This is a genomic window from Methylocapsa sp. S129, assembly GCF_009765995.1.
GTDB lineage: Bacteria > Pseudomonadota > Alphaproteobacteria > Rhizobiales > Beijerinckiaceae > Roseiarcus.
Map to the genome: position 1 here is coordinate 117,261 of NZ_LMUI01000048.1, position 23,474 is coordinate 140,734.

A 23,474-nucleotide genomic window follows, 5' to 3' on the forward strand; every position below is an offset into this window, starting at 1 on the left:
TTCGCCTCGCCGCTCAGCCGCGCAGGCCGGGCGCTTCGTGGCCCGTGCGCGCCACATATTCCGTGTAGCCGCCGCCGTATTTGTGGATGCCCTCGGGCGTCAGCTCCAGCACCCGATTGGACAATGCGGCGAGGAAGTGCCGGTCGTGCGAGACGAACAGCATGGCGCCCTCGTATTGCGACAACGCGGCGATGAGCATCGCCTTCGTTGCTATGTCCAGATGGTTCGTGGGTTCGTCGAGCACGAGGAAGTTCGGCGGGTCGTAGAGCATCTTCGCCATGACGAGCCGCGCCTTCTCGCCGCCCGACAGCACCCGGCACCTCTTCTCCACGTCGTCGCCGGAAAACCCAAAACAGCCAGCCAGCGCGCGCAGCGAGCCTTGCCCAGCCTGGGGGAACGAGTCCTCCAGCGACTGGAATATTGTGCGCTCGCCGTCCAGCAAGTCCATCGCGTGTTGCGCGAAATAACCCATCTTCACGCTGCCGCCCAGGGCGACGGCGCCATCGTCTGGTTGCGACGCGCCGGCCACCAGCTTCAGCAGCGTCGACTTGCCTGCGCCATTGACGCCCATGACGCACCAGCGCTCCTTGCGGCGCACGGCAAAGTCCAATCCATCGTAGATGCGCCGGTTTCCATAGCCCTTGCGCACGTTCTTCAAACTGACCACGTCCTCCCCGGAACGCGGCGCCGGCGGGAAATCGAACGCGACCGTCTGGCGGCGCCTCGGCGGCTCGACGCGCTCGATCTTATCGAGCTTCTTGACGCGGCTTTGCACCTGTGCGGCATGCGAGGCGCGCGCCTTGAAGCGTTCGATGAATTTGATTTCCTTGGCGAGCATCGCTTGCTGGCGCTCGAACTGGGCCTGCTGCTGCTTCTCGTTTTGCGCGCGTTGCTGCTCGTAGAACGCATAATTGCCCGAATAAGCCGTCAGCACGCCGCCGTCGATCTCCACCACCTTGGTGACGATGCGGTTCATGAATTCGCGATCGTGCGAGGTCATCAGCAGCGCGCCTTCATAGCCCTTGAGGAAATCCTCCAGCCAGATGAGGCTTTCGAGGTCCAGATGGTTGCTCGGCTCGTCCAGCAGCATGGCGTCGGGGCGCATGAGGAGGATACGGGCGAGCGCGACGCGCATCTTCCAGCCGCCCGACAATGCGCCGACGTCGCCGTCCATCATCTCCTGGCTGAAGCTCAGGCCGGCGAGGACTTCGCGCGCCTGCCCCTCCAGGGCGTAGCCGCCCAGTTCCTCGAAGCGCCCCTGCATCTCGCCGTAGCGCTCGATGATCTCCTCCAGGTCCTCCGCCTGGTCGGGATCGGCCATGGCGGCCTCCAGCGTCTTCAACTCCGCGGCCACGACGCTCGCCGGGCCGGCGCCGTCCATCGTCTCGGACACGGCGCTGCGGCCCGACATCTCGCCCACGTCCTGGCTGAAGTAGCCGATAGTGACGCCCCGATCGACGGCCACCTGGCCCTCGTCGGGCTGCTCTTGGCCCGTGACCATCCGGAAGAGCGTCGTCTTGCCGGCCCCATTCGGGCCGACGAGACCCACCTTCTCCCCCTTCTGGAGCGCCGCGGAGGCCTCGATGAAGAGAATCTGGTGACCATTCTGCTTGCTGATGTTTTCGAGACGAATCATTTGCGTATGGAGCCGGGAACCGTTGCGGGGCGCTTACGCTATTGAGCGCGCCAGCGGAAGAGCGTTCCGGGCCGCAAGCGGCCTGTGTTTCTGACGCGAGAGCGCAAACAGCGCGTTCGGCGTCAATGATAGCGTGCGAATGAAAGTTGAATGACATCGCGGCTGCAAGCAGACTTCAGGGCCCAAGCCATCATGGGCGTCGCCGTAGCGGTAACGGAGACGGATGGAGCGGTGCGTTGGCGGCCGCGCCGCGGCGCTTGAGCGGATGGGTCGGGACCGCCGCGACATCGGCAAGCTGCTGGCGCAGCCAGATATGGGGGGGATCGGCCTGGTTGCGCGGATGCCAGGCCGCTGACAGCGTGAAGCCCTGGGCCTTGAACGGCAGTTCGAACATGTCGAGCCGGTCGGCGAAGCGTTGCGTGAGGCGCGCGGGAAGGGTGCAGACATAATCGGTGGCCGCCAGGATCATCGGCGCCAGAATGAATTGGTGGACCGAGAGCACGACATTGCGCCGATAGCCGATGCGCTCAAGCTGCTCGTCGATGAAGCCATGCAAGCTGCCGCCGCTGGTTGAAACGAGGACGTGCCGCAGGCTGCAATAGGCGACGAGATCGAGCGCCTTCGCGCCGCGCGGATGGCCCTTGCGTTGGGCCATGACATAGCGCTCGTCGATGAGCTTGCGCGCTTTCATGGCGGGCGCGATCATCCGCTCCGAACCGATGAGGAGATCGACCTCGCCGCTTTTGAGTTGCGCGGCGATGAGGTCCGCGCTGGAGTTGCGGAACGAAACCCTGACGCCGGGACCCGCCGTTTCGCGCAGGCGCTCGATCAATGCAAGACCCAGCACCACGGTCGCATTATCGCTCGCCGCGATCGAGAAGACGCGCTCGGCAATCATCGGGTCGAAGACAGGCGGCCGCTTGACGACCATCTCGATGTCCTTGAGCGCCGCATGGAGCGGAACTCTCAGTTCAAGCGCGCGGGCGGTCGCGATCATGCCCCGCCCGGTCTCGGATGGCACCAGCAGCGGATCGCGGAAGAGATCGCGCAAACGCGCGAGCTGCGCCGAGAGGGCGGGCTGGCTGACGCCAAGCCGGGCGGCGGCGCGCGTCACATTCGCCTCTTCGATCAGCGCGTCGAGCGAAACCAGCAGATTGAGGTCGACGCCTCTCATATCGATCATGATTATAGGTCCGATATAAACAATCGATTTCTAATATATCATGGCCGCCGCTATCAAGACATTCGTTCGCTCCATCAAACGCGGAGAATGTCATGGCGGATCGTTCGGTTGCCGTTTCGTTGAGGCTGCTCAGCCTCGCTTATTTCTCGATGGGTACCGGCTCGCTTGCCGTGGTCGGCGCGCTTCCGTCGATTGCGAGTTCGCTCGCGCTGAACCGCGGCGCCGTCGCCATGCTGGTCTCGGCCTTCGCCATCACTTTCGCGCTTGCCGCCCCGATCCTGCAGATGACGCTTGGCCGTTGGCAGCGCCGGACGCTCATTCTAACTGGATTGGCGCTGATGGCGATCGGCGCGGCCGCTTCCGCGCTGGCGCCCAACTACGCGGTGTTGCTCGGCGCGCGCATCGTCGCCGGTCTTGGCGCGGCGGCGATCGGGCCGGTGGCTTCGGCGCTCGGCGCGAGTCTCGCGCCGCCGCGCGACCAGGGCCGCGCCTTGGCGATCGTCTTCAGCGGCATGACCATCTCCTCCGTTGTCGGCGTTCCGCTATCGGCCTGGCTTGGCGAGGCGGTCGGTTGGCGGCCGATGTTCGCCATCATCGGCCTGCTTACGGTCGCGGCCGCTCTGCTCGTGGCGCATCATGTCCGCGATCGCGGCGCCGGCCAGCGCGTCCGCCTGGCCCAGCTCGCCGACATTCTGCGGCGGCCGGCGACGGCTGGCGGGATCGCCGTGATGGTTTTGGAAATGGCTGGCATGTTCAGCACCTATACGATGATCGCGCCGATCCTGCGCGATCATTTCGGCGCGAGCCCGGAGGCGACCTCCTTCGCGCTCATGACGCTTGGCGTCGCCGGCGTCGCGGGAAATTTCCTCGCCCGCAAGATCGCCGGAATCTGGAGCGCGGACCGCGCCGTCGCCGTTGCGCTGTTCGGGTTGATCGTCGTCTTCGCCGCGCTCTATGCCGCGCCGGCCTGGTACCCGGCCGCCATCGCGCTCATCATCGTCTGGGCGCTCGCCAGCGACCTCTTCATGCCTTCGCAGCAGCGCCGCATGGTCGAACTGGCGCCGGAAGTCCACGGGCTTGTTCTCGCGCTCAATTCCTCGGCGATCTATGTCGGCATGGCGACCGGCTCCTTCGTCGCCGGCGGCCTCTATCCGCTGTTTGGCCTGTCGGCTTTGCCGCCGGCCTCGGTGGCCTTCCTCACATGCGGCCTCGGCGCGCTGTGGCTGTCGCGCCGCGCCGCCGCCGCGAAGCCGGAACTCTGCGCCGCCTCGGCCTGATCATTCCAGGCGCAACCCAATCCCGGCCCGGCAAGCCCGCCGACCTCCGGCAAACAAGGAGAAGACCCATGTCCAATCGCATCGCTCACTCTGAAGTCGAGCACAACAAAGCCCTCGTCGCCGATTATTACGCGAGGGTCTGGAACGCCAAGGCGCTCGATGCGCTGAAAGATTATGTCGCCGACGATTACATCCAGCACAATCCCCATCTGGCGAATGGCCGGGCGGCGCTTGAAGGCTTTCTTGAGGGGCTGTTCGGCCAGGTTCCGGCGGGCCGCTTCACCGTGGCGCGTCTGGTGGCGGAGGGCGATCTGGTCGTCGCGCATACGCTGTTCCAGGCCCATGCCGAGGACCGTGGAACGGCGGTCGTCGACCTCTATCGGATTCGCAACGGCAAGCTCGTCGAACATTGGGATGTGAAAGAAGCAATCCCGGAAGCCACGGCGAACGGAAATTCGGTGGTGTGACGCGCTGTCAGGGCGCTCCGGCCGCCCGACCAACGCCCGGCGATGACGCCGGGCGTTTTTTTGCGCGTGGTCGGTTAAGTCTTTCGAGGCGATTGGCGTCGCGGCTCCGCCGCCCCACCGTGACATCGTCCGGCCCGCCATGTAGCTTCCCGCAACTCTTGCACAGATACGAGACGTTGCGAGGAACCATGCCCATCTGCAAAATTCTCGCCGCCGTCGCGCTGGCGGCCGGCCTCTGTTGCGCGATCCCGGCGCAGGCGCAATCGCCGATCGTCCATACCGCATCGGGCGATCTGGCGGGCAGCGGCGGCGACATACGCGCCTTCAAGGGCGTTCCCTATGCGGCGCCGCCGATCGGGCCTCTCCGTTGGCGCCCGCCCGAGCCGATCGCGCCCTGGACCGGCGTTCGCGACGCGACGCGGTTCGGCGCCGATTGCATGCAGAAGCCGCTCGCCGACAGCCGCGCTCCTGGCGTCAGCGAGGACTGCCTGACGCTGAACATCTGGGCGCCGGCGCAGGCCCCGCAGCAGCGGCTGCCGGTGATGGTGTGGGTCTATGGCGGCGGCTTCGTCGAGGGCTCGGCGAGCTTGCCGCTCTACGATGGCGAGGCGCTGGCGCGCAAAGGCGTCGTCCTGATCACGCTCAATTACAGGACCGGCGTCTTCGGCTTCCTCGCCCATCGCGCTCTTGCCGCGGAATCGCCGCAGCATTCTGCAGGAAACTACGGCGTTCTCGACGTCATCGAGGCGCTGCGCTGGATCAAGCAGAACATCGGCGCCTTTGGCGGCGACCTCGATCGCGTCACCATCTTCGGCGAATCCGCCGGCGCCAGCATTCTCGATATGGTGCTGGTCTCGCCGTTGTCCGAAGGGCTGATGCAGCGCGCCATCCTTGAAAGCCCAGGCGCCATGCGTCCGTTAAGCACGCTGCCGGAGGCCGAAGCCATCGCGGACGTCGCGGGCCCGGATCTTGCGGTGCTGCGCGCCATGCCGGCCTCCGAGGTGCTGGCGCTGAACGGCAAGATTGTGCCGCCGGTGCGTCATCTGACGACCCCGCGCGCGCTTGGACCGATCCGCGACGGCTGGGTGGTCCCGCGCACCGACACGGAAGCGTTCGCAAGCGGCCTGATGCGGAAGGTCCCGCTGATCGTTGGCGGCAATAGCGATGAGGGCCGCGCCTTCGTCAAGGACTGGCCGATCCACACCGGTGCGGAAGCCCGCAGCTATGCCGAGCAGAATTTTGGCGGCTCCGCGGATGCGGTGATGTCTTTGTATCGCTTCGACAGCGATGCATCCGTCAAGCCCGCGCTCGCCTATGCGTTTGGCGACACGCAATTCAACTATGGCGTTCGCGGGCTGGCCCGCGGCATGTCGGCCGTGCAGCCGAAGACTTGGCGCTACCTGTTCACCCATGCGCCCGCCGGCGAGACGATCGCGCCGACGCATAGCGAAGAGATCGACTATGTCTTCGGCAATTTCGGCGCGCCGCGCTGGGTGCCGCGCGGCAAGATGAACGCCGCCGATCGACAGCTTTCCGACGCCATGATGGAAGCCTGGGTGCGCTTCGCGGCGACTGGCGATCCGAACGGCGGAAATTTGCCGCGCTGGCCCGCCTATGATGCGGTCAGCGATCCCTACCTCGAGTTCGGCGACGCGATCGCCGTCGGTCACAATTATCGAACGCCCTATCTCGATTTCGTGCAGGGTTTCCTGACCAGCCTGCACGCGGCAAACTGATCGGCGATAGTGGGCCGTCACGCTTTGGCCTGGCTTCAGGCGCTTTTTTGTAGGCCAAGCATTCTTGGAAGGCGCTCGATGTTCTCCTGGACTACCGTCGGCCCCGCCGTCCTGGCCTCGTTCCTTGCTTCGCTTGTCGAAGTCGTCGAGGCCTTCACCATCGTGCTTGCCGTCGCCAGCGTGCGCGGCTTGCGTCCGGCGATGCTTGGCGCAGCGGCCGGGCTGGTCCTGCTCGTCGCGATCGTCCTCGCCTTCGGGTCGGCGATCGAGACCGTGCCGCTCTCGCTGCTGCAACTGGTAATCGGCGTTCTTCTCCTGCTGTTTGGCCTACGCTGGCTGCGCAAGGCGATTCTGCGCGCGGCGGGACATATCGGCCTGCATGACGAGGCGGGCGCCTATGCGAAGGAGACGGGCCGGCTGCGCGACGACGCTTTGGGACAAGAGAGCCGCCTCGATTGGCTGGCAGGACTGACCGCTTGCAAGGCTGTGGTCATCGAGGGCGTCGAGGTGGTCTTCATCGTGATCGCGGTCGGCGCCGGCCGCGGCCTGATCGTCCCCGCGAGTCTCGGCGCCCTGGCGGCCTGCGCGCTCGTGCTGCTGGCAGGCGCGGCGATCCGCCAACCTTTGACCCGCGTTCCGGAAAACGCGCTCAAATTCTGCGTCGGAATCATGCTGTCAGCCTTCGGCATATTCTGGACCGGCGAGGGCCTCGGCGTCGCCTGGCCCGGCGCCGATCTCGCCATCCCAGGATTGATCGTCCTGTTCCTCGCGACGGCGCTCATTCTTGTGCGGATCGCGCGGCCCGCCGATGCGAAAGTCTCGCCATGAAAGCCATCGCCGCCATAGTCAACGAGATCCTCGGACTCTTTGTCGACGACCAGGGCCTCGCGCTTTCGATCCTTGGCGTCGTGGCGGTGGCGATTGTGCTTGCTCTCGGCGTGCACGCGCCGTCGATCGTTACGGGGGCCGCGATTGTGCTGGGATGCGCGGCCGCCCTGGTCGTCAGCGTCTTGCGCGCCAAAACGTGACGCCGTCGCCGCGCGAAGCCGTCAGAGTCGAGCGGTGTCGCGGTCGCTCGCCAGCGCGTGCCCGGTAGAAGAAAAGTCTCGTGCGCTGGAACCCGCCAGCAAGATCGAGGAGACAGGGATGCGCGGCGCCCGGTCCTATTTATGCGCGCCAGGCCGCCCGAGCCATTCGCGCAGGGCGGCGTTGATGCGCGACTGCCAACCGCGCCCCTGCGCGCGAAAGGCCTCGATGATGTCCGGGTCGAGACGAATCGTCGTCGACACCTTGGGCGCAGTGATCGGCGGGCGGCCGCGCCGGACAGACGCGGCCGCGAACTTTTTGCGCCACTCGGGCGTGGAGAGATCAGGGGCGTCGTCCTGAAAATCTTGGGCCGTAGAGGCTTTGTTCGCGGTCATTGGCTTTTCTCATGCTTACAATACGAAATGCGCCGGCGCGGGGCGTCCAGACGACAACGACCATCCTGGCGTCGAGGAAACCGATCGTGATGTGGCGCGATTCGCCATAATCGCGCCGATCGTCGGCCACTGTCAGCGTCTCGTCGGCAAAGATTTCATTCGCGCGAGCCATGTCGAGGCCCCGGTCTTTCAAGGTCCGGTCTCGCTTGACGGGATCGAACTCGACCTTCATTAAATTATTGTTACTACAATATAGGAGCTATATCAAGGAATCTGTCGGCCAAGAGGCAACAGGCCTGCGCTCAAGCCGCCGCCAGCGCATTCGCCCGCGCCGCCTCGCGGCGCAGTTCCGCGCGCTTGACGATTTCGTAGACGATCGCGCCGATGACCGTCACGCCGATGATGACGACCGCCATTGCGCTGATCGCCGGCGTCGTGCCCGCGCGCACGCGCCCGGCCAGAACCGTCGTCAGCGTCTTGTCGGCGAGGATCGCGAAAGTGGTCGTGTTGTAATTCTCGAATGACGAGAGGAAAGCGATCACCGCCGCCGAAAATATCGCGGGCCGCAGGAACGGCAGCAGGATGTCGAAGAACACCTGCGTCTGGCTCGCGCCAAGATCGAGCGCGGCCTCCTCCTGCACCCGGTCGTAGCGTTGCAGGCGCGACAGAAAGATCAGCATGCAATAGGCCGAGATGAAGGCCGCCTGGCCGAGCGTCGCGAGGAATATGCCGTTGAACAAGGATTGCATACCGGTCAGTTCGGTCACGTCCTTCCAGAAGATCACCGTCGAAATGCCAATGATGACGCCCGGCGTCAGCACCGGCGACACCACGATCAGATAATAGAGCGAACGGGCCGGGCGGTAGATCTGCGTCATCAGGATCGCGCCGGCGAGGCCCAGCGGCACCGAGAGCGCGACGACAAAGGCGCCGATGATGAAACTGTTGACCAGCCCCTCCATCAAATTGCGATCGGCGGTGAGCTTGGCGAACCAGTCGAGCGTGAAGCCCTCGAACGGCCAGACCTGCGGATAGTCGGGCGTGTTGAAAGCGGTAACGCCCATGACGATCAGCGGCCCGAACAGAAAGGCGAAGAACAGCGCGATGTAAAAGCCGAGCATGAGCCTCCAGACGAAGCGCGCGCTCATCGGGTGATCTCCGACAGGCTGACCTTGAACAGCCTCATCGTCAGCGAAACGAAGGCCATGCAGGTCAGCAACAGGATCATCGCGTAGGCCGAGCCCTGCGGCCAGTTGAACGCCTGGAAGAAACGGTCATAGACGATCGGCGTGAACCATAGGGTCTTGGGTCCGCCCAGCACGAGCGGGGCGGCCAGGGCGCCGGCGCACAGCATGAACACGAGCGTCGCGCCGGACGCGATGCCAGGCTTGGCGAAGGGCATCACCACGAACAGATGGATGTGCCACCATGGCGCGCCCAGATCCCGCGCCGCTTCGATCTGATTGCGATCGAGACTCTCGATCGCGTTGTAGAGCGGGAACATCATGATCAGCAGATAGGCGTAGGTGAGTCCCGCATAGAGCGCGACATCGTGGCCGATGAAATCCACGGGTTCGCTGATCAGGCCCGCGGCGATTGCGACATTGTTGATGAGCCCGCCGGTGCCCAGCAGAATGCGGAAAGCGAAGGCGCGCAGGATTTCATTGATCCAGTAAGGGATCACCAGCAGCACCATCAATTTCAACACGGTCTGCGGCTTGGCGACCTGCGCCATGAAATAGGCGAGGGGATAGCAGATCGCGAAATTGACGATCGTGATGATCGTCGAGACGAAAATCGTGATCCAGAACGCATTGAGATGGGTCGTGTTCCAATGGTCGGTATTGCGCGTTGAGCCGAACAGGAAGTAGCGATAATTCTCGAGCGTATAGATGTCCTCGGGGCCGCCGCGTTTGATCTGCGGCAGTTTCGGGTGGAACGAATAATCGACCATATAAAGTTGCGGGAAGACGATCAGGATCAATGCCCAGAACACCGCCGCGCCAATGAGAAAAATCGCGATCGGCGTTCCGTTGCGCTGGAAGAAACCCGGGCCCTGGACAAAACCGCGGCGTCGCCGATCCAGCAACGCCATTGCGATGAACGCGAGGATCACCACGAGCGGCGTTGCGAAAATGAGCGCGGCGGTGAACGGATGGGTCAAAGCGCCGCCTCACTCATTTCGCGAGAGGGGGAGCACAAGCGCATCGGCGCTCGAAAATGTCAGCCCGACAGGCGCCCCGGGCGCCAATGTCGCGATGTCGGCGCCGCGCCCGACCGACATCGTCATCGGTTGGCCGTTGGCCGCGCGCAGGAAGACCAGCGTGAAATTGCCCTCGAAGGCGGAATTGACGAATTCGGCGGTCAGGTCGGGCGCGGCGCCGGGCGGGCAAAGCTGCAGCGCTTCGGGCCGCAGAAAGATCGTCGCGAGGGCGCCCTGCGTCAGGCCCGCGCCGGCGCGTCCCTTCAGAACGCCGAGCGGCGTCTTGAGAGACGCCATTCCAACCGCGATGTCCTCGACGATTCCCGACACGCCATTGTTCTCGCCGACGAACGAGGCGACGAAAGGCGTGGCGGGGCGATCATAAACGGCGCGTCCGTCGCCGACCTGTTCGACATGGCCCGCATTCATCACGGCGATCCGGTCGGACATGGTCAAGGCCTCGCCCTGATCATGGGTGATGTAAATGAAGGTGATGCCGACGCGCTTCTGGATCGCGCGGAGTTCCGTGCGCATATGCTGGCGCAGGCGAAGGTCGAGCGCCGACAGCGGCTCGTCGAGCAGCAGCACTTTGGGCTCGACCGCGAGCGCGCGCGCCACGGCGACGCGCTGTTTCTGACCGCCCGACAATTCGCTGATGCGCTTGTCGCCCTGATCGGGCAAAGCGACGAGGCGCAAGAGTTCGTCGGCCCGGCGCTTGCGCTCGGCCTTCGGGACGCCGCGCACGCGCAAGCCGTAGCCGATGTTTTCGGCGACCGACATTAGCGGGAAGAGCGCAAGATTCTGGAAGATCAGGGCGGTCGGGCGCTTGTTCGACCCAATGCCGGCCATGTCCTGGCCGGCGATGCGAACGGCGCCTTCGGTCGGTTCGAGAAAGCCGGAAATCGTGCGCAAAAGCGTCGTCTTGCCGCAACCCGACGGACCCAGAATCGAAAAGAACTCGCCGCCGTTGATCCTAAGAGAAACGTCCTTGACGGCTGTGAAATCGCCGAACCGGATCGTGACGCGGTCCAATTCGATGTCTGCGCTCATGCGATCGTCATCTCAAAGCCTGGATCGTTCATGCAAAAGGCGCGCCGGCTGTCGAGGGCCGCTAAGCCCCCGTCGTCATGGCCGGGCTTGTCCCGGCCATCCACGCGGCGCCATCGCACATAACTTCCGAGACTGGCGTCGGCGGCTCGGCGTGGATGGCCGGGACAAGCCCGGCTATGACGGAGGTGGGTTCGATCGCCGTCGATGGAAATCAAGCCGCCTTGTATTTCTCCGCATATTGCGAGCGCAATTCGGCGAACCATGAGGGCTCGACCGGGCGCCACCACATCTTGTCGATCGAAGCGCCGGGATAGGCTTCGCTGAATATGCCGCGCGCCTTGTCCGACAGGAGCTTATCGGCGCCAATCCCCGAAGGATTGTAGCCGGAGCCTTCGGCGACTTTGGCGGCGCCTTCGGGCGAATGCAGATAGTTCAGGAAAGCATAAGCCTGCTCGACATTCTTGGAAGCCTTGCTGAGCGACCAGCCGTCGACCCAGCCGATCGCGCCTTCCTTGGGCGCCTGATAGGAGATCGGCTTGCCGGATTTTTTCAGGCTGATGACCGGCCCGTCCCAGGTCTGGCCGATGACGACGCCGTTCGAGATCAGGCCGGATTTGGTATTGTCGGCCGAGTCCCAGAATTGTTTGATCCAGGCCTTGCGGTCGATCGCCTCCTTCAACAGCACGTCGTAGATTTTCTTCATCTGGTCTTCGTTCTTGAAAGCGTCGAGCATGCGGTTCGTCGGCAGCTTGCCGGTCCCGTCCAGCCAAAGGCCGATGCCCAGCAGCAGCGAATGCGGGCGCCCCTGCACCTTCCCCTTGTATTCGTCGTTCCACAGCGTGCCGAAGGAGAGCTCGTCGGGTGCGATCTTGGTCAGATCGTTGCGCCAGGAAATCGCCTCCGTGCCCCAGCAATGGGGCACGTGATAAAGCTTGCCGTCCCAGGTCCAATTGGCCGCCGAGGCCTTGAGCAAGGACGGAACGATCAGGTCGAGCTTCACGCGCTTGTCGTCGAGCGGCTGCAGGACGCCGATGTCTTTGAATTGCGGCGCGCGGTCATGGGTCGGCTGGCAGAGATCGAAGCCCGCGCCGTCGGTCGCCTGCAGCTTGTTGATCTGTTCTTCGTTCTGCGAGAACGGCGTCGAATTGACCTTGATGCCGGTCGCTTTTTCGAAATCGGGGATGACGGGATCGGGCAATTCGTCATCCCAGTTGAGGATGCTGAGTTCGCCCGAGGATGAAAGGGCTTGGCTCACAATGGCGGGCGAAGCGACGGCGCCGAGGCCCAGAGCCGCGGAGGTTTTCAAGAACGATCGGCGGCTGACGCCCGCCAGCAGCAAGCTATGGGTCGATTTGAACATTGACTTAAGCCCTCCATGCGCCGGCGGCCGCGCCAAGTGACCAAGCAAGAACGATGCCCGGCGCAACGCCGTTCGGGCGTCGCCGCGCAGAACTTGTGAAATCCCGCCGATGTCTCGAAGCTGGCACAGGGACTGACTTTGCACAATGGGCCAAAGGCCCGTCAATGGCGTCATTTCACGACCGAGGCAGGAACATTAATCATTGTAAACACAAAGAAATAGATCATAATTTTATTTTTTTTGTCAAATTTATATTTTGATGTCCTCCATCCCTTGAAGTCAACGCGCCGCAAGCCTGGCTTGACATTCGCGCGCCCGCGGCGCTCCTCGGCGCGCCCTGCCTGGGTTCGCTGGGGGGCTTGCCTTTCTCATGCCTCTTCGCTCATGCCGCGCTACAAACTGACGCTTGAATATGACGGCGCGCCTTTCGTGGGCTGGCAGCGACAAGCCAATGGGCCCTCCGTGCAGGGGGCGCTGGAAGCCGCCCTTTTCGCTTTATGCGGCGAAGCGATCGTCGCCTACGGCGCCGGCCGCACGGACGCCGGCGTTCATGCGAGCGGGCAGGTCGCGCATGTCGATCTCGTCAAGAGCTGGGACGGTTTGCGGCTGCGCGAGGCGCTCAATGCGCATCTTGCGCCTCAGCCCATCGCGGTGCTGCGCGCGGAACAGGTCGAGGCCGATTTCGATGCGCGCCATTCCGCGCGCATGCGTCACTATGTCTATCGCATCGTCAATCGCCGCGCGCCGCTGACCTTCGAGCGCGGCCGCGCCTGGCATGTGAAACGCGCGCTCGACGCCGATGCGATGAACGCCGCCGCCAAGGCGCTGCTCGGGCGTCACGATTTCTCGACGTTTCGCGATTCGCAATGCCAGGCGGCAAGCCCGGTCCGCACCCTGACGAGCCTAGAGGTCGCGCGCGTCGACGATCTTATCGAAATGCGGGTCAGCGCGCTGTCGTTCCTGCATCGGCAGGTGCGCTCGATGGTCGGCTCGCTTGAGCACGTCGGCGCAGGCTATTGGAGCGCCGCCGATCTCAAATCGGCGCTGGAGGCCGCCGACCGCAGCCGTTGCGGCCAGGTCGCGCCGGCCTGCGGGCTGTATTTGGCGCGGGTCGATTATGCCTGACGCGCCAGCGCTATCTGACGCGCCAGCGTTTCCCGATGCGCCGGAGCGTCTTACTTCTTGGCGCCGAGCGACAGGCCGGCAAAGCGCGTGTTGAAGCGCGACAGACGGCCGCCGCGATCCAGCAATTGCTGCGAACCGCCGGTCCAGGCCGGGTGGGTGTTGGGATCGATGTCGAGGTTCAACGTCGCCCCTTCGGTCCCATAGGTCGAGCGGGTGAAGAACTCTTCGCCATTGGTCATGACGACCTTGATCATGTGATAATTGGGGTGGATGTCGGCCTTCATCGTCTCGTCCTTGCAAAGCGGTTTGGAGCCGCTGGATGGCCAGCGTCTCGCGCGTTGGCGCTTGCTATAATGGAGGCCGGCCTGCGACACAAGCGCCGCTTGCCCGCCGCGCAGCTTGATTTTCGGCGAAAAGTCATAGGTAAGCTCTTGAGACAAACTAGGGCGGGAGCCTCGCAGGGACATGAGTCAATCGGCTGACGCGGGAAATAGAGCCGCGCGCGCGTCCCTGGCGGCTTTGCGCCCGCTTTTGCCCTATGCGCTGATCTATCGCGGCCGCATCGCCGGCGCCCTGATCGCCCTCATCGTCGCCTCCGGCGCGACCTTGGTGGTGCCGATCGCGGTGCGCCGGATGATCGACTACGGCTTTTCCGAACAGCGCGCCGGGCTTATCCATGCCTATTTCATCGCGATGATCGGCGTGGTCGCCGTTCTCGCCCTCGCCTCGGGCCTGCGCTATTATTTCGTCATGACGCTCGGCGAACGGGTGGTCGCCGATTTGCGCGGCGATCTTTTCGCTCATCTGACCCGGCTCGACGCCAGCTTCTTCGACGCCGAAAAGACCGGCGAGATTGTCTCGCGGCTGTCGACCGACACAACGCAGTTGAAATCGGCTTTCGGTTCGTCAGCCTCGATCGCTCTGCGCAATTTCTTCATGTTCATCGGCGCCGTGGCGATGATGGTCGTCACCAGCCCCAAGCTTTCGGCCTATGTGCTCGTCGCCATACCGCTCATCATCCTGCCGCTCTATGCGGCCGGACGGGCGGTGCGCGAGCGCTCCCGGGCGGCCCAGGACACGCTCGCCGACGCCACCGCCTTCGCGACCGAAAGTCTCTCGGCCGTTCGCGTCATGCAAGCCTTCCTCGCGGAAGCGGCGAGCGTCGCCCGTTTCCGCAAGGCGGCGATGGGCGCTTATGAAGCAGCGCGATCGACGACCCTCTCCCGGTCGATCGTCACGATTGCCGCCTTGTTCCTCGCCTTTGGCAGCGTCGTCGTCGTGCTGTGGCTCGGTGCGCAGGATGTGCTGGCCGGCCGGATGACGGGGGGGACGCTGTCGCAGTTTCTGCTGTTCGCGGTGCTGGGCGCAGGCGCACTGGGCGAACTCTCCCAGGTTTGGAGCGAAGTGTCGGCGGCCGCCGGCGCCGCCGGCCGCATCGCCGAAATCCTCGCGGTCGAGCCGAGGATCCAGTCGCCCGCTCATCCTTTGCCGTTGCCGGCGCCGCCGCGTGGCGAAATCGCGTTCGACCGCGTCGCCTTCGCCTATCCCGGCAGGCCGGCCGACCTTGTTCTGAAGAACCTTGGCTTTCGCGTCGCGCCCGGCGAGGTCGTCGCCATCGTCGGTCCCTCGGGCGCCGGGAAATCGACGGTCTTCCAATTGCTCCTGCGCTTTTACGATCCCACGGGTGGCGCCGTCTTGCTGGATGGAATCGACATCAAGCGGGTCGATCCGGCCGAATTGCGTGCGCGTCTCGCCTTGGTGCCTCAGGATCCTGTGATCTTTGGGGCGAGCATCGCCGACAATATCGCTTACGGCGCCCCTGGAGCGACTCGCGAACAAATCCGCGCCGCCGCCGAGCGCGCCGCCGCCGACCTGTTCATCAGGGCATTGCCGCAAGGCTATGACACGCTGATCGGCGAGCGCGGCGTGACGCTGTCGGGCGGCGAACGGCAGCGGCTGGCGATCGCGAGAGCGATCCTGAAAAACGCGCCGGTTCTATTGCTCGACGAAGCGACGTCCGCGCTCGACGCGGAAAACGAAACGCTCGTCCAGGGCGCGCTCGACGCGCTAATGACGGGACGCACCACGCTCGTCATCGCTCATCGCCTCGCCACCATCGTCAACGCACATCGCATTCTGGTGATGGAGGGCGGCCGCATCGTCGAGGAAGGCACGCACCAGAGCCTGCTCGCCCAGGGCGGCCTCTACGCGCGCCTCGCTCGGCTGCAATTCGAGGCGGGCGCGGCGGCGCTGGAGAGCGAGCGCAACGCGGCGGAGTGAGGGCGGCGTTAAGTCAGCGCAAGAATCAAAGACACGCCTTCACGTCGGTTTCCGTGAAGTCGCTACCCTTGAACAGCAGTGGGAAATTCATGGTTCTGGCGAGCGCATAGGCCGCGCAATCGGCAAGATTGAGTCGCGCTTTTGGATCGATGCCTTTGCCGTAGCGGTCGAAGGCCGAGAGCGCTTCGCGCGCCTGAGTTTCGTCGAAGGGGATGACCTCGAAATCGTTTTCAACTTGGAGAAAGCGCCATAGCCGATTGGCGGCGGCGATGCCGTGACGAGCGCGCAGCACAATGCCGGTCTCGTGGACATTGACCGCCGAAATCAGCAGCCGGTCCGCTTGCTGGATCGCCGTGGCGTAGGTCGCCGCGTCAGCCTCCGCTTCAAGTATGGCGATCAATGCGGAGCTGTCGACGACGATCATGCGGCGTTAAGATCGTCCATGATTTCGCGCGGGGAACGCCGGTCGAGAAGGGGCATGGCCGCGATCTCGGCGCCGAACGCAAGCATATTCTCAACGCTCATACGCTGGCGCGACGCTTTAGTTGCGACGCCGGCGGCGAACGCTTTCTCCTCAATCGCCAACTTGATGGCGTCCTCAAGGGAGAGCCGTTGCGCCGCAGCCAAGCGTCTGGCCAGCGCCTCGGTTTCTGGAGACAGATGGATCATAAAAGCCTAATTAGCATAAAACCGCATGGAAATTCTAGAAATAATACGATCTGACGCCCACTACGAATATTCGCGGAGGGAAATGCGACAGAGGCGCCACATGACGGCTAAGGCGAAAACCAACACGCGGCTGAAGGGGGAATTGCTGGAAATGGCCAAGGATATGCAGGCCAGCGGCGTCATAGACGCGGCTGCTTATGAAAAAAATACCATGCGGCGCTTGGGCGACATAGGCAAAGCTCCCACAGCGGCCCCGATCACGCCCGACGATATCCGAACGCCGCGCGAGCGCATATGAGCCAAGCTGTTTTTGCCCGCTATCTGAACCTGACGGTTGGCTATATCTCGCAACTGGAACGCGGCGCAAAGCGACCGACCGGCCCGGCTTTGGTGCTGCTCAACGTCATCCGGTGCAAGGGTATCGAAGCAATCCTTTAACGGAGAGAGCGGGCGGCAAGACGAGGCTGATCGTTTTGATGGACCGAAAATTGCTTCCATTTTGCGGAACGAAACGATCGAGGACTTGAGGGCGCACATGTTCGAGAAACTGAAACGGGGAATTCGCATGGCGGCGTTCGCGCTGCCCATCATACTGGGCGGCCTGGGCGGCGCGGCGACGGCGGAGGCCGACGGGCTGAAGATCGCCATGGTTCTGCCTGGACCGATCAGCGACAATGATTGGAACTCGGTCGGCTACAACGGTTTGAAAGCGGCCGGCAAGACGCTCGGCGTGGAAGTGGCCTATTCGGAGAATGTCTCCGACGCCGATTCCGAGCGTGTGCTGCGCGATTATGCTTCACGCGGTTACGGGCTGATTTTCGCCCATTCCTTTTCTTATGGCGATGCGACGTTGAACGTCGCCAAGGACTTTCCGAACATTATTTTCATGGCCGGAACGGCCAAGGAATTGGCCTCTAACGTTGGCACTTATTCCAATCCCGACTATCAGGGCGCTTATCTCGCCGGCATGCTCGGCGCGGGCGCTTCCAAGACCAAGACGATCGGCTGGGTCGGAGGCATGCCGGCGCCGAACATGCTCGCCAACCTGCATGCTTACGAGGCGGGCGCCAAGGCAATGGCGCCGAACGCCAAGGTGCTGCATACGTTCATTGGCTCCTGGTTCGATCCGCCCAGGGCGAAGGAGGCGGCGATCGCCCAGGTGGAGCAGGGCGCCGATGTGCTTTCGGCCCAGGGCGTCGGCGTGATCGACGCGGCGATCGCCAAAAATGTTTACGCGCTCGGCGCCATGACCGATCAGAATCATTTGGGTCCGAAAGTCGTGTTGACCAGCGTGACATGGGATCTCGGCCCGCTGGTCGCCGCCGCCGGCAAAGCGGTTCAAGACAAGACCTGGAAGAGCCAGAACTGGTCCTTCGGCATTCCTGAGGGTTCAGTGAACCTTGCCGATTTCCATGGTCTCGACGCCGGCGTGCCGCCCGAAGTGCTGAAGGCGGTTCAGGCCAAGTTCCAGGCGATCAAATCCGGCGCTTTCACGCCGCCGCTTGATACGAGCAATGCGAATTGAGCCGTGGGTTTATCGGGGCGGCGCGTCGTGCCGGTTGGCGCGCCTCGTCGTTGAAGGCGGCTCGCAGCTCTCCGAGGCGTCCGATCTTGACTAAGCTTTGCCCGCGATGACGGCGAGGGAAGTTAGGGCGGAAGGGGCGGCGGCGGCTCTACTCGACATGCGCGGCATTCGCGTCGCGTTCGGCCGTTTCGTCGCCAATGACGCAATCGATCTCGTCGTCCAGGCGGGCGAGATTCATGCGCTGCTTGGCGAGAACGGCGCCGGCAAGTCGACCTTGATGCGTGTGCTCGCAGGGCTTGTCGCGCCGGCCGCGGGCGAAATGTGGATCGATGGCGCGCCGGCGCCTCTCGGCTTGCCCAGAGAAGCGATACGGCTGGGCGTCGGCATGGTGCATCAGCATTTCATGCTGGTGCCGACCCTGACGGTCGCCGAGAATATTTGTCTCGGCCTCGCCTCGACCGGCCGCTTCTTTCCAGACCTGAAATCGGCCGCCCTGAAGATTCGCGCGCTGGCGACAAACTACGGTCTCGACGTCGACCCCTTCGCTTACGTCGCCGATCTTTCGATCGCCGGCCAGCAGCGCGTCGAAATTCTGAAGGCGCTTTATCGCGGCGCGCGCATTCTGGTCCTCGACGAGCCGACCGCCGTGCTGACGCCGCCCGAGACTGAAGGCCTCTTTCGCATCCTCCGCACACTGGCGGCCGAAGGGTCGGCGATTGTCTTCATAAGCCACAAGCTCAACGAGGTGATGGCGCTGTCCTCGCGCGTCACTGTTCTGCGGCAGGGAAGGGTGGCGGCGACTGTCAGGACGAGAGACACGGACGCGCGCAGCCTCGCGCGCATGATGGTCGGAGCGGAGGTCGACCTGCCGAAGCTGGAGGACGCGGTGCGCCAGTCGTCCTCGTCGGCCTCCTCCACCAGTGGTGGGCTCAAGGCCGGCGGCGTGCTTTACGTTCAGGGCGCCGTTTGCCGCGATGCGCGCGGCGCGCTCCGCGTCGATCGCGCCAGCCTCAATGTCGATCGCAACGAGATCGTCGGCGTCGCCGGCGTGGACGGCAATGGCCAGCAAGAGCTCGCTGAGGCGATCGTTGGGCTGCGCAGGCTTGAAAGCGGCGCGGTCTTCATCGATGGAGAGGACGTCACGGCGGCCTCGGTCGGACGACGCATCGCACTCGGGCTCGCCCATATCCCAGAGGATCGGCATAGAACCGCTCTGGTCGAGTCGATGTCGATCGAAGACAATGTCATTTTGGAGACGGTCGGCGCGCCGCCTTTGTCGCAGCGCGGATGGCTCGATCGACGCGCGACGGGAAAGTTGGCGCAGGATGTCATGGCCCGCTTCGACATTCGCGCCGCCGGGCCTGGCCAGAAAGTGGGCGCATTATCCGGCGGCAATCAACAGAAAGTCGTGCTTGCCCGGGCGTTCTCTCGCGATCCCAGGCTTGTGATTGCGGTGCAGCCGGCGCGCGGGCTCGATGTCGGCGCGACGGCCTTCGTGCATCGCGAGCTTTTGGCGCGCCGGGCGGCCGGCGCGGGCGTGCTGCTGATCTCAACCGAGCTCGACGAAATCTTGGCGCTCTGCGACCGCATCGTCGTCATGTTCAGGGGCGCGATCATGGGTGAACTCGCGCGCGCGGAAGCGACGACGGAGAAATTGGGCTTGATGATGGCGGGGCGCGCGGCGTGAGCGCAACTGAACCGACTCGTGCGGCGCGATGGGCGCTATCGCCGGCGCTTGCCGGCGGCGCACTCGCGGTGCTCGCCGCCTTTCTGGTCGGCGCGGCGTTGATCGCCGCGGCAGGCGTCAATCCCCTAACAGCCTATGCAGCGCTATTCGAATCGGCGCTCGGCAGTCGGAATGGAATCGCCGAGACTTTGCTGCGCACCGTGCCGCTTGCGCTTTGCGGCCTTGGCGTCGCGCTGGCTTTTCGAAGCGGCGTCTTCAATGTCGGCGCCGAGGGGCAACTCTTTCTCGGCGGAACCGCGGCGGCGGCGGTCGGCGTCGCCGGCGCTGGCTGGCCAAGCGTCCTGCTGCTGCCCGCGATGGCGATGGCCGCCATGCTCGCTGGCGCCCTCTGGTCAGGCGTCGCCGCCGTGCTGAAGCTTCGCTTTCGCGCCGACGAACTCATCACCACGATCATGCTGAACTATGTGGCGATCCATTTCGTCTCGTATCTGCTGCACGGACCGCTGAAAGATCCCAACGCCGCGCTCGCCCAGACGACGCGCCTGACGAACGAGGCGCGTCTGCCTGTTTTGCTTGCCGGGACCCGGCTGCACGCCGGCATTCTAATGGCGATCGTCGCCGCCGCGCTCGCGCATCTCTTCTTGTGGAAGCGGACCAACGGTTTCCGCCTTCGCGTCGTCGGCTTGAATCCGCGAGCCGCTGAGAACGCCGGCATGAATGTGCGCGCGATGATTGTGTTCGGCTTTCTCATCTGCGGCGCTCTCTCCGGCCTTGCCGGCTTCGCCGAAGTTTCCGGCGTGCAGCGGCGAATGATCGAGAATCTCTCGCCCGGATTCGGCTATACCGCGATCATGGTCGCCTTGCTGGGGGCGACGAGCCCGCTCGGCGTTCTCGCCGCCGCCTTTCTGTTCGCGGCGCTTCAGATCGGCGCGACCACGATGGAATCGGCCGCCGGGGTTCCGAGCACGCTCACGACGATCATTCAAGGCCTGGTCGTGCTCTTCCTCATCGGCCGCTCTGCCGCGCCGATGCTTCGCGATAAAATAGCGGCGAGGCGCGTCACGTGAGCCGCTTTCTTCCCTTCCTTGCGGACCCGGTTTTCGCGGGCTTCTTGTCCGCCTCGATGCGGCTCGCAATTCCGATCCTGTTGGCGGCGCTTGGCGGCTTGTTTTCGGAACGGTCCGGCGTGCTCAATATCGGCCTCGAAGGCGCTATGCTGATCGGCGCCTTCGTCGGTTTCGTCGCGGCTTTCGCGAGCGGCAATCTCGTCGTCGGCGTTCTTGCGGCGATCCTGGCTGGCGTCGTCTTCGATCTGATCCTGGGGTTCTACGCGATCACGCTCGGCGCCAATCAGGTCGTGGTCGGGATCGCGATGAACCTGCTCGCCGCCGGGTTCACCGCCTATTTTTACCGCCTGATCTTCGGCGCGGGAACGCAAAGCCCGCGTATCGACGCTTTTTCGCAACTTGATCTTGGCCAGCTTGCCGATATTCCCCTGGTCGGGCCGCTCCTTTTTCGGCAGGATCCGCTCGCCTATATCGCGTTGGCGTTGATCGCATTGGCCTGGTTTGTCACGGCGAAGTCGCGTTTCGGCTTGAACGTCCGCGCCGTTGGCGAGCATCCGCAGGCGGCCGAGACGCTCGGCGTCAACGTCATTCTCATCCGCTATGCGGCGCTGTCTATTTCTGGCGCGCTGGCGGGTCTGGGCGGGGCCTATCTCTCGCTTTCGGCGACGGGCGTCTTCATCGACAATATGACGGCGGGGCGCGGCTACATCGCCCTCGCGATCCTGATCCTCGGTCGCCGGCATCCCATCGGCGTACTGCTCGCCGCGCTCCTGTTCGGCGCGGCGGATGCGCTGCAACTGCGCGCGCAATTGCTACCGATTGGCGTCCCACTCCAATTTCTACTGATGCTGCCCTATGTTCTCACCATTGTCGTCCTAGCCGGTTTCGTCGGACGCGGCGGGGCTCCCGCTGCGCTCGGCGTTCCCTTTCGGCCTGGACGTTCCGGAGACGCCTGACCATGCTCGACCTTCACGTCGCGACTTCTCCTGAAGTCAAAGAAGCGATCGAAAAAGGCGCGGTCGCCGTGCTCGCTGTCGGCGCGCTTGAGCAGCACGGCGCTCATTTGCCGCTTTCGACCGATAGCGTCATGTCGCATGGCGTCGCGCGGCGCGTGTGCGAAGCGATCGACGGCTTGCTGCTGCCGCCAATCGTCTATGGCGACGCGTGGAACAATGAGGGTTTCGCCGGCACGCTCTCCCTTTCGCCCGACACGCTGCGGGCGATCCTGCTCGATCTCGGACATGGATTGAAGCGCACGGGCGTCAGAGCGCTCGTCATTGTCAACGGCCATTTCGGCAATCGCGAGCCGATCGCGCTCGCAGCGCGCATGCTGAAACAGGAGGTTGGTTTTCCTGTCATGCATCTCGACTATCCCGGTATGGAGCGGATCGCGGAGAAGATTTGCGACAGCAAGCCGGCGGCGCCGACCTTCTACCATGCCGACGAGGTCGAGACCTCGATGATGCTTGCGCTCGCGCCGGAACTCGTCCGGATGGACAAGGCCGCGCCGGAATATCCGGTCTTTCCCGAGATTTTCGGAATGGCGCCGATCGGGCTCGACAGCTTCAACAAATCCGGCGTCTTTGGCGATCCAACATCCGCGACGGCGAAAAAGGGAGAGACCCTGATCGCAGGGATCGTCGAGGAGAGCGTGCGGCTGATCGGGATATTCCTCGCGTGAGTTGATGAGATCCATCAGGCGACGCCAGCGTCGCGTAGCACGCCTTCCTCTTCGAAAAGCGCCGCCTCACCTTTCCGTCAGCTTCAACTCGATGCGGCGGTTGCGCGCGAGCGAATCTTCATCCTCGCCCGGGCCGAGCGGTTGAAACTCGCCGAAGGCGGCGGCCGCGAGGCGGTCCGGCGGTATCCCCTTGGTGATGAGATATTGCACGACGGCGACCGCGCGTGCGGAGGACAATTCCCAATTCGATTTGAACGGGCCACCGGTGATCGGCTGCTTGTCGGTATGACCGTCGATGCGCAGGATCCATGGAATATCAGGCGGTATCTCGCGTTCGAGATCGATGATGGCGGCGGCCAGATCGTCGAGCGACTGATGCCCGGCGGGGCTGACGTCCGCCTTGGCCGATTCGAACAGCACCGAGGATTCAAACACGAAACGGTCGCCCACGACCCGGATCCCCGGCCGCGAGCCCAGAATCTGGCGCAGGCGTCCGAAGAAATCGGAACGATAGCGCGACAGTTCCTGCACCTTTTGCGCCAGCGCGGTGTTCAGCCGCGATCCGAGATCGGCGATCTTGGTCTGCGCGTCCTTGCCCGACGCTTCCGAAGCGGCCAGCGCATCCTCGATCGCCGCGAGCTGGCGGCGCAAAGCCGATATCTGCTGATTGAGAATGTCGACCTGCGCCAGCGCACGCGCTGAAATATCCTTTTGGGCGTCGAGGGCGATCGCCGCGGCCGAAGCCTTGCCGCCGACCTCCTCCGCGTTCGCGGCGCCTTGCGCGATGATCCCCTGCAGCCGCGACTGTTCGTTTTTCGAAGCCTCGAGCGTGGCGCTCAGCGCCCCAAGATTCGATTGCGCGTCGTTCTTGGCGGTGCGCTCCATCGCCAGCAGGCTGGTCAGCTCCTCGATCTGGTGGTTGAGCTTGGCCAGCGCCGTGTCCTTGCCTGTGACCTCGCGCGAGAGAAAAAACTGCGCCAGCATGAAGACGGAAAGCAGGAAGATGATGACGAGCAGCATCGTCGACAAGGCGTCGACAAAGCCCGGCCAATAATTGACGCTTTCAATCCGGCGTCCGCGCGCAAGCGCCATTTTCAACTCTCCGTA

At 64.0% G+C, this 23,474-nt stretch carries 26 protein-coding genes; 14 read left to right on the forward strand and 12 right to left on the reverse strand.

Translation table 11 applies throughout. The annotated features are described in order from the left end of the window. Window positions 1–13 precede the first annotated feature (13 nt). Together GSQ90_RS25750 and GSQ90_RS25755 are read right to left on the reverse strand one after the other, a co-directional pair. Complete coding sequence (locus tag GSQ90_RS25750) at window positions 14–1,636, reverse strand: ABC-F family ATP-binding cassette domain-containing protein (protein WP_158817819.1); 1,623 nt, start codon at window positions 1,634–1,636, stop codon at window positions 14–16. 190 nt (window positions 1,637–1,826) lie between these two features. Next, window positions 1,827–2,819, reverse strand: a complete 993-nt coding sequence (locus GSQ90_RS25755) for a LysR family transcriptional regulator (RefSeq protein ID WP_158817820.1) — start codon at window positions 2,817–2,819, stop codon at window positions 1,827–1,829. A 92-nt stretch (window positions 2,820–2,911) separates the two neighbouring features. Here GSQ90_RS25755 and GSQ90_RS25760 point away from each other — a divergent pair, with 92 nt between their 5' ends. The 5 genes from GSQ90_RS25760 (at window position 2,912) to GSQ90_RS25780 (ending at window position 7,327) form a co-directional block, all read left to right on the forward strand. Continuing rightward, entirely contained in the window at window positions 2,912–4,096 is a 1,185-nt protein-coding gene (locus tag GSQ90_RS25760) for an MFS transporter (protein WP_158817821.1), read from the forward strand. A 68-nt stretch (window positions 4,097–4,164) separates the two neighbouring features. Further along, the gene (locus GSQ90_RS25765; RefSeq protein WP_158817822.1) at window positions 4,165–4,563 is read left to right on the forward strand and encodes an ester cyclase; all 399 of its coding nucleotides are present in this window, start codon (window positions 4,165–4,167) and stop codon (window positions 4,561–4,563) included. Window positions 4,564–4,751: 188 nt separating this feature from the next. Next, a complete protein-coding gene (locus GSQ90_RS25770) occupies window positions 4,752–6,299 on the forward strand; it encodes a carboxylesterase/lipase family protein (RefSeq protein WP_158817823.1) in 1,548 nt (515 codons plus the stop codon). Window positions 6,300–6,377: 78 nt separating this feature from the next. Next, a complete protein-coding gene (locus GSQ90_RS25775) occupies window positions 6,378–7,127 on the forward strand; it encodes a COG4280 domain-containing protein (protein WP_158817824.1) in 750 nt (249 codons plus the stop codon). Continuing rightward, window positions 7,124–7,327 carry a hypothetical protein gene (locus GSQ90_RS25780; RefSeq protein ID WP_158817825.1) on the forward strand — a complete coding sequence of 68 codons (204 nt, stop codon included), beginning with the start codon at window positions 7,124–7,126 and terminating at the stop codon, window positions 7,325–7,327. The genes GSQ90_RS25775 and GSQ90_RS25780 overlap by 4 nt, the downstream gene beginning before the upstream one ends. Window positions 7,328–7,462: 135 nt before the next feature. Here GSQ90_RS25780 and GSQ90_RS25785 read toward each other — a convergent pair whose 3' ends face one another. The 6 genes from GSQ90_RS25785 to GSQ90_RS25810 form a co-directional block, all read right to left on the reverse strand. After that, window positions 7,463–7,720 (reverse strand): BrnA antitoxin family protein, encoded by a 258-nt coding sequence (locus tag GSQ90_RS25785; RefSeq protein ID WP_158817826.1) that lies wholly within the window; start codon window positions 7,718–7,720, stop codon window positions 7,463–7,465. Beyond that, a complete protein-coding gene (locus GSQ90_RS25790) occupies window positions 7,668–7,952 on the reverse strand; it encodes a BrnT family toxin (RefSeq protein ID WP_158817827.1) in 285 nt (94 codons plus the stop codon). The genes GSQ90_RS25785 and GSQ90_RS25790 overlap by 53 nt, the downstream gene beginning before the upstream one ends. 70 nt (window positions 7,953–8,022) lie before the next feature. Next, window positions 8,023–8,868, reverse strand: a complete 846-nt coding sequence (locus GSQ90_RS25795) for an ABC transporter permease (RefSeq protein ID WP_158817828.1) — start codon at window positions 8,866–8,868, stop codon at window positions 8,023–8,025. After that, complete coding sequence (locus GSQ90_RS25800; protein WP_246731779.1) at window positions 8,865–9,884, reverse strand: ABC transporter permease; 1,020 nt, start codon at window positions 9,882–9,884, stop codon at window positions 8,865–8,867. The genes GSQ90_RS25795 and GSQ90_RS25800 overlap by 4 nt, the downstream gene beginning before the upstream one ends. Window positions 9,885–9,893: 9 nt before the next feature. After that, complete coding sequence (locus GSQ90_RS25805; RefSeq protein WP_158817829.1) at window positions 9,894–10,973, reverse strand: ABC transporter ATP-binding protein; 1,080 nt, start codon at window positions 10,971–10,973, stop codon at window positions 9,894–9,896. A 211-nt stretch (window positions 10,974–11,184) separates the two neighbouring features. Further along, a complete protein-coding gene (locus GSQ90_RS25810) occupies window positions 11,185–12,333 on the reverse strand; it encodes a substrate-binding domain-containing protein (protein WP_158817830.1) in 1,149 nt (382 codons plus the stop codon). Window positions 12,334–12,717: 384 nt separating this feature from the next. Here GSQ90_RS25810 and truA point away from each other — a divergent pair, with 384 nt between their 5' ends. Beyond that, window positions 12,718–13,458 (forward strand): tRNA pseudouridine(38-40) synthase TruA, encoded by a 741-nt coding sequence (truA, locus tag GSQ90_RS25815; protein WP_158817831.1) that lies wholly within the window; start codon window positions 12,718–12,720, stop codon window positions 13,456–13,458. Window positions 13,459–13,508: 50 nt separating this feature from the next. Here truA and rpmE read toward each other — a convergent pair whose 3' ends face one another. Further along, the gene (gene rpmE, locus GSQ90_RS25820) at window positions 13,509–13,742 is read right to left on the reverse strand and encodes a 50S ribosomal protein L31 (protein ID WP_158818183.1); all 234 of its coding nucleotides are present in this window, start codon (window positions 13,740–13,742) and stop codon (window positions 13,509–13,511) included. A 181-nt stretch (window positions 13,743–13,923) separates the two neighbouring features. On the opposite strand from rpmE, the gene GSQ90_RS25825 reads away from it, so the two are divergent. Then, a complete protein-coding gene (locus GSQ90_RS25825; RefSeq protein WP_158817832.1) occupies window positions 13,924–15,738 on the forward strand; it encodes an ABC transporter transmembrane domain-containing protein in 1,815 nt (604 codons plus the stop codon). 25 nt (window positions 15,739–15,763) lie between these two features. Here the strand turns inward: GSQ90_RS25825 and GSQ90_RS25830 are convergent, their stop codons facing one another. Further along, window positions 15,764–16,162, reverse strand: a complete 399-nt coding sequence (locus GSQ90_RS25830) for a type II toxin-antitoxin system VapC family toxin (protein WP_158817833.1) — start codon at window positions 16,160–16,162, stop codon at window positions 15,764–15,766. Continuing rightward, complete coding sequence (locus tag GSQ90_RS25835; protein ID WP_158817834.1) at window positions 16,159–16,407, reverse strand: type II toxin-antitoxin system VapB family antitoxin; 249 nt, start codon at window positions 16,405–16,407, stop codon at window positions 16,159–16,161. The genes GSQ90_RS25830 and GSQ90_RS25835 overlap by 4 nt, the downstream gene beginning before the upstream one ends. Window positions 16,408–16,432: 25 nt before the next feature. Here GSQ90_RS25835 and GSQ90_RS32540 point away from each other — a divergent pair, with 25 nt between their 5' ends. From GSQ90_RS32540 to GSQ90_RS25865, 7 genes are all read left to right on the forward strand, one after another. After that, window positions 16,433–16,705 carry a hypothetical protein gene (locus tag GSQ90_RS32540; RefSeq protein WP_246731780.1) on the forward strand — a complete coding sequence of 91 codons (273 nt, stop codon included), beginning with the start codon at window positions 16,433–16,435 and terminating at the stop codon, window positions 16,703–16,705. Beyond that, complete coding sequence (locus tag GSQ90_RS32545) at window positions 16,702–16,845, forward strand: DNA-binding transcriptional regulator (protein WP_246731781.1); 144 nt, start codon at window positions 16,702–16,704, stop codon at window positions 16,843–16,845. The genes GSQ90_RS32540 and GSQ90_RS32545 overlap by 4 nt, the downstream gene beginning before the upstream one ends. Before the next feature lie 97 nt (window positions 16,846–16,942). Further along, the gene (locus GSQ90_RS25845; protein WP_158817835.1) at window positions 16,943–17,932 is read left to right on the forward strand and encodes a BMP family protein; all 990 of its coding nucleotides are present in this window, start codon (window positions 16,943–16,945) and stop codon (window positions 17,930–17,932) included. 106 nt (window positions 17,933–18,038) lie between these two features. Beyond that, the gene (locus tag GSQ90_RS25850) at window positions 18,039–19,619 is read left to right on the forward strand and encodes an ABC transporter ATP-binding protein (protein WP_158817836.1); all 1,581 of its coding nucleotides are present in this window, start codon (window positions 18,039–18,041) and stop codon (window positions 19,617–19,619) included. Continuing rightward, a complete protein-coding gene (locus tag GSQ90_RS25855) occupies window positions 19,616–20,686 on the forward strand; it encodes an ABC transporter permease (protein WP_158817837.1) in 1,071 nt (356 codons plus the stop codon). The genes GSQ90_RS25850 and GSQ90_RS25855 overlap by 4 nt, the downstream gene beginning before the upstream one ends. Then, window positions 20,683–21,642, forward strand: coding sequence for an ABC transporter permease (locus GSQ90_RS25860; protein ID WP_210254984.1), 960 nt, complete (start codon window positions 20,683–20,685; stop codon window positions 21,640–21,642). Before GSQ90_RS25855 ends, GSQ90_RS25860 begins: the two co-directional genes overlap by 4 nt. A gap of 2 nt (window positions 21,643–21,644) precedes the next feature. Further along, complete coding sequence (locus tag GSQ90_RS25865; protein ID WP_158817838.1) at window positions 21,645–22,367, forward strand: creatininase family protein; 723 nt, start codon at window positions 21,645–21,647, stop codon at window positions 22,365–22,367. Window positions 22,368–22,433: 66 nt separating this feature from the next. Here GSQ90_RS25865 and GSQ90_RS25870 read toward each other — a convergent pair whose 3' ends face one another. Next, window positions 22,434–23,459, reverse strand: a complete 1,026-nt coding sequence (locus GSQ90_RS25870) for a peptidoglycan -binding protein (RefSeq protein ID WP_158817839.1) — start codon at window positions 23,457–23,459, stop codon at window positions 22,434–22,436. Between the last annotated feature and the right edge of the window lie 15 nt (window positions 23,460–23,474).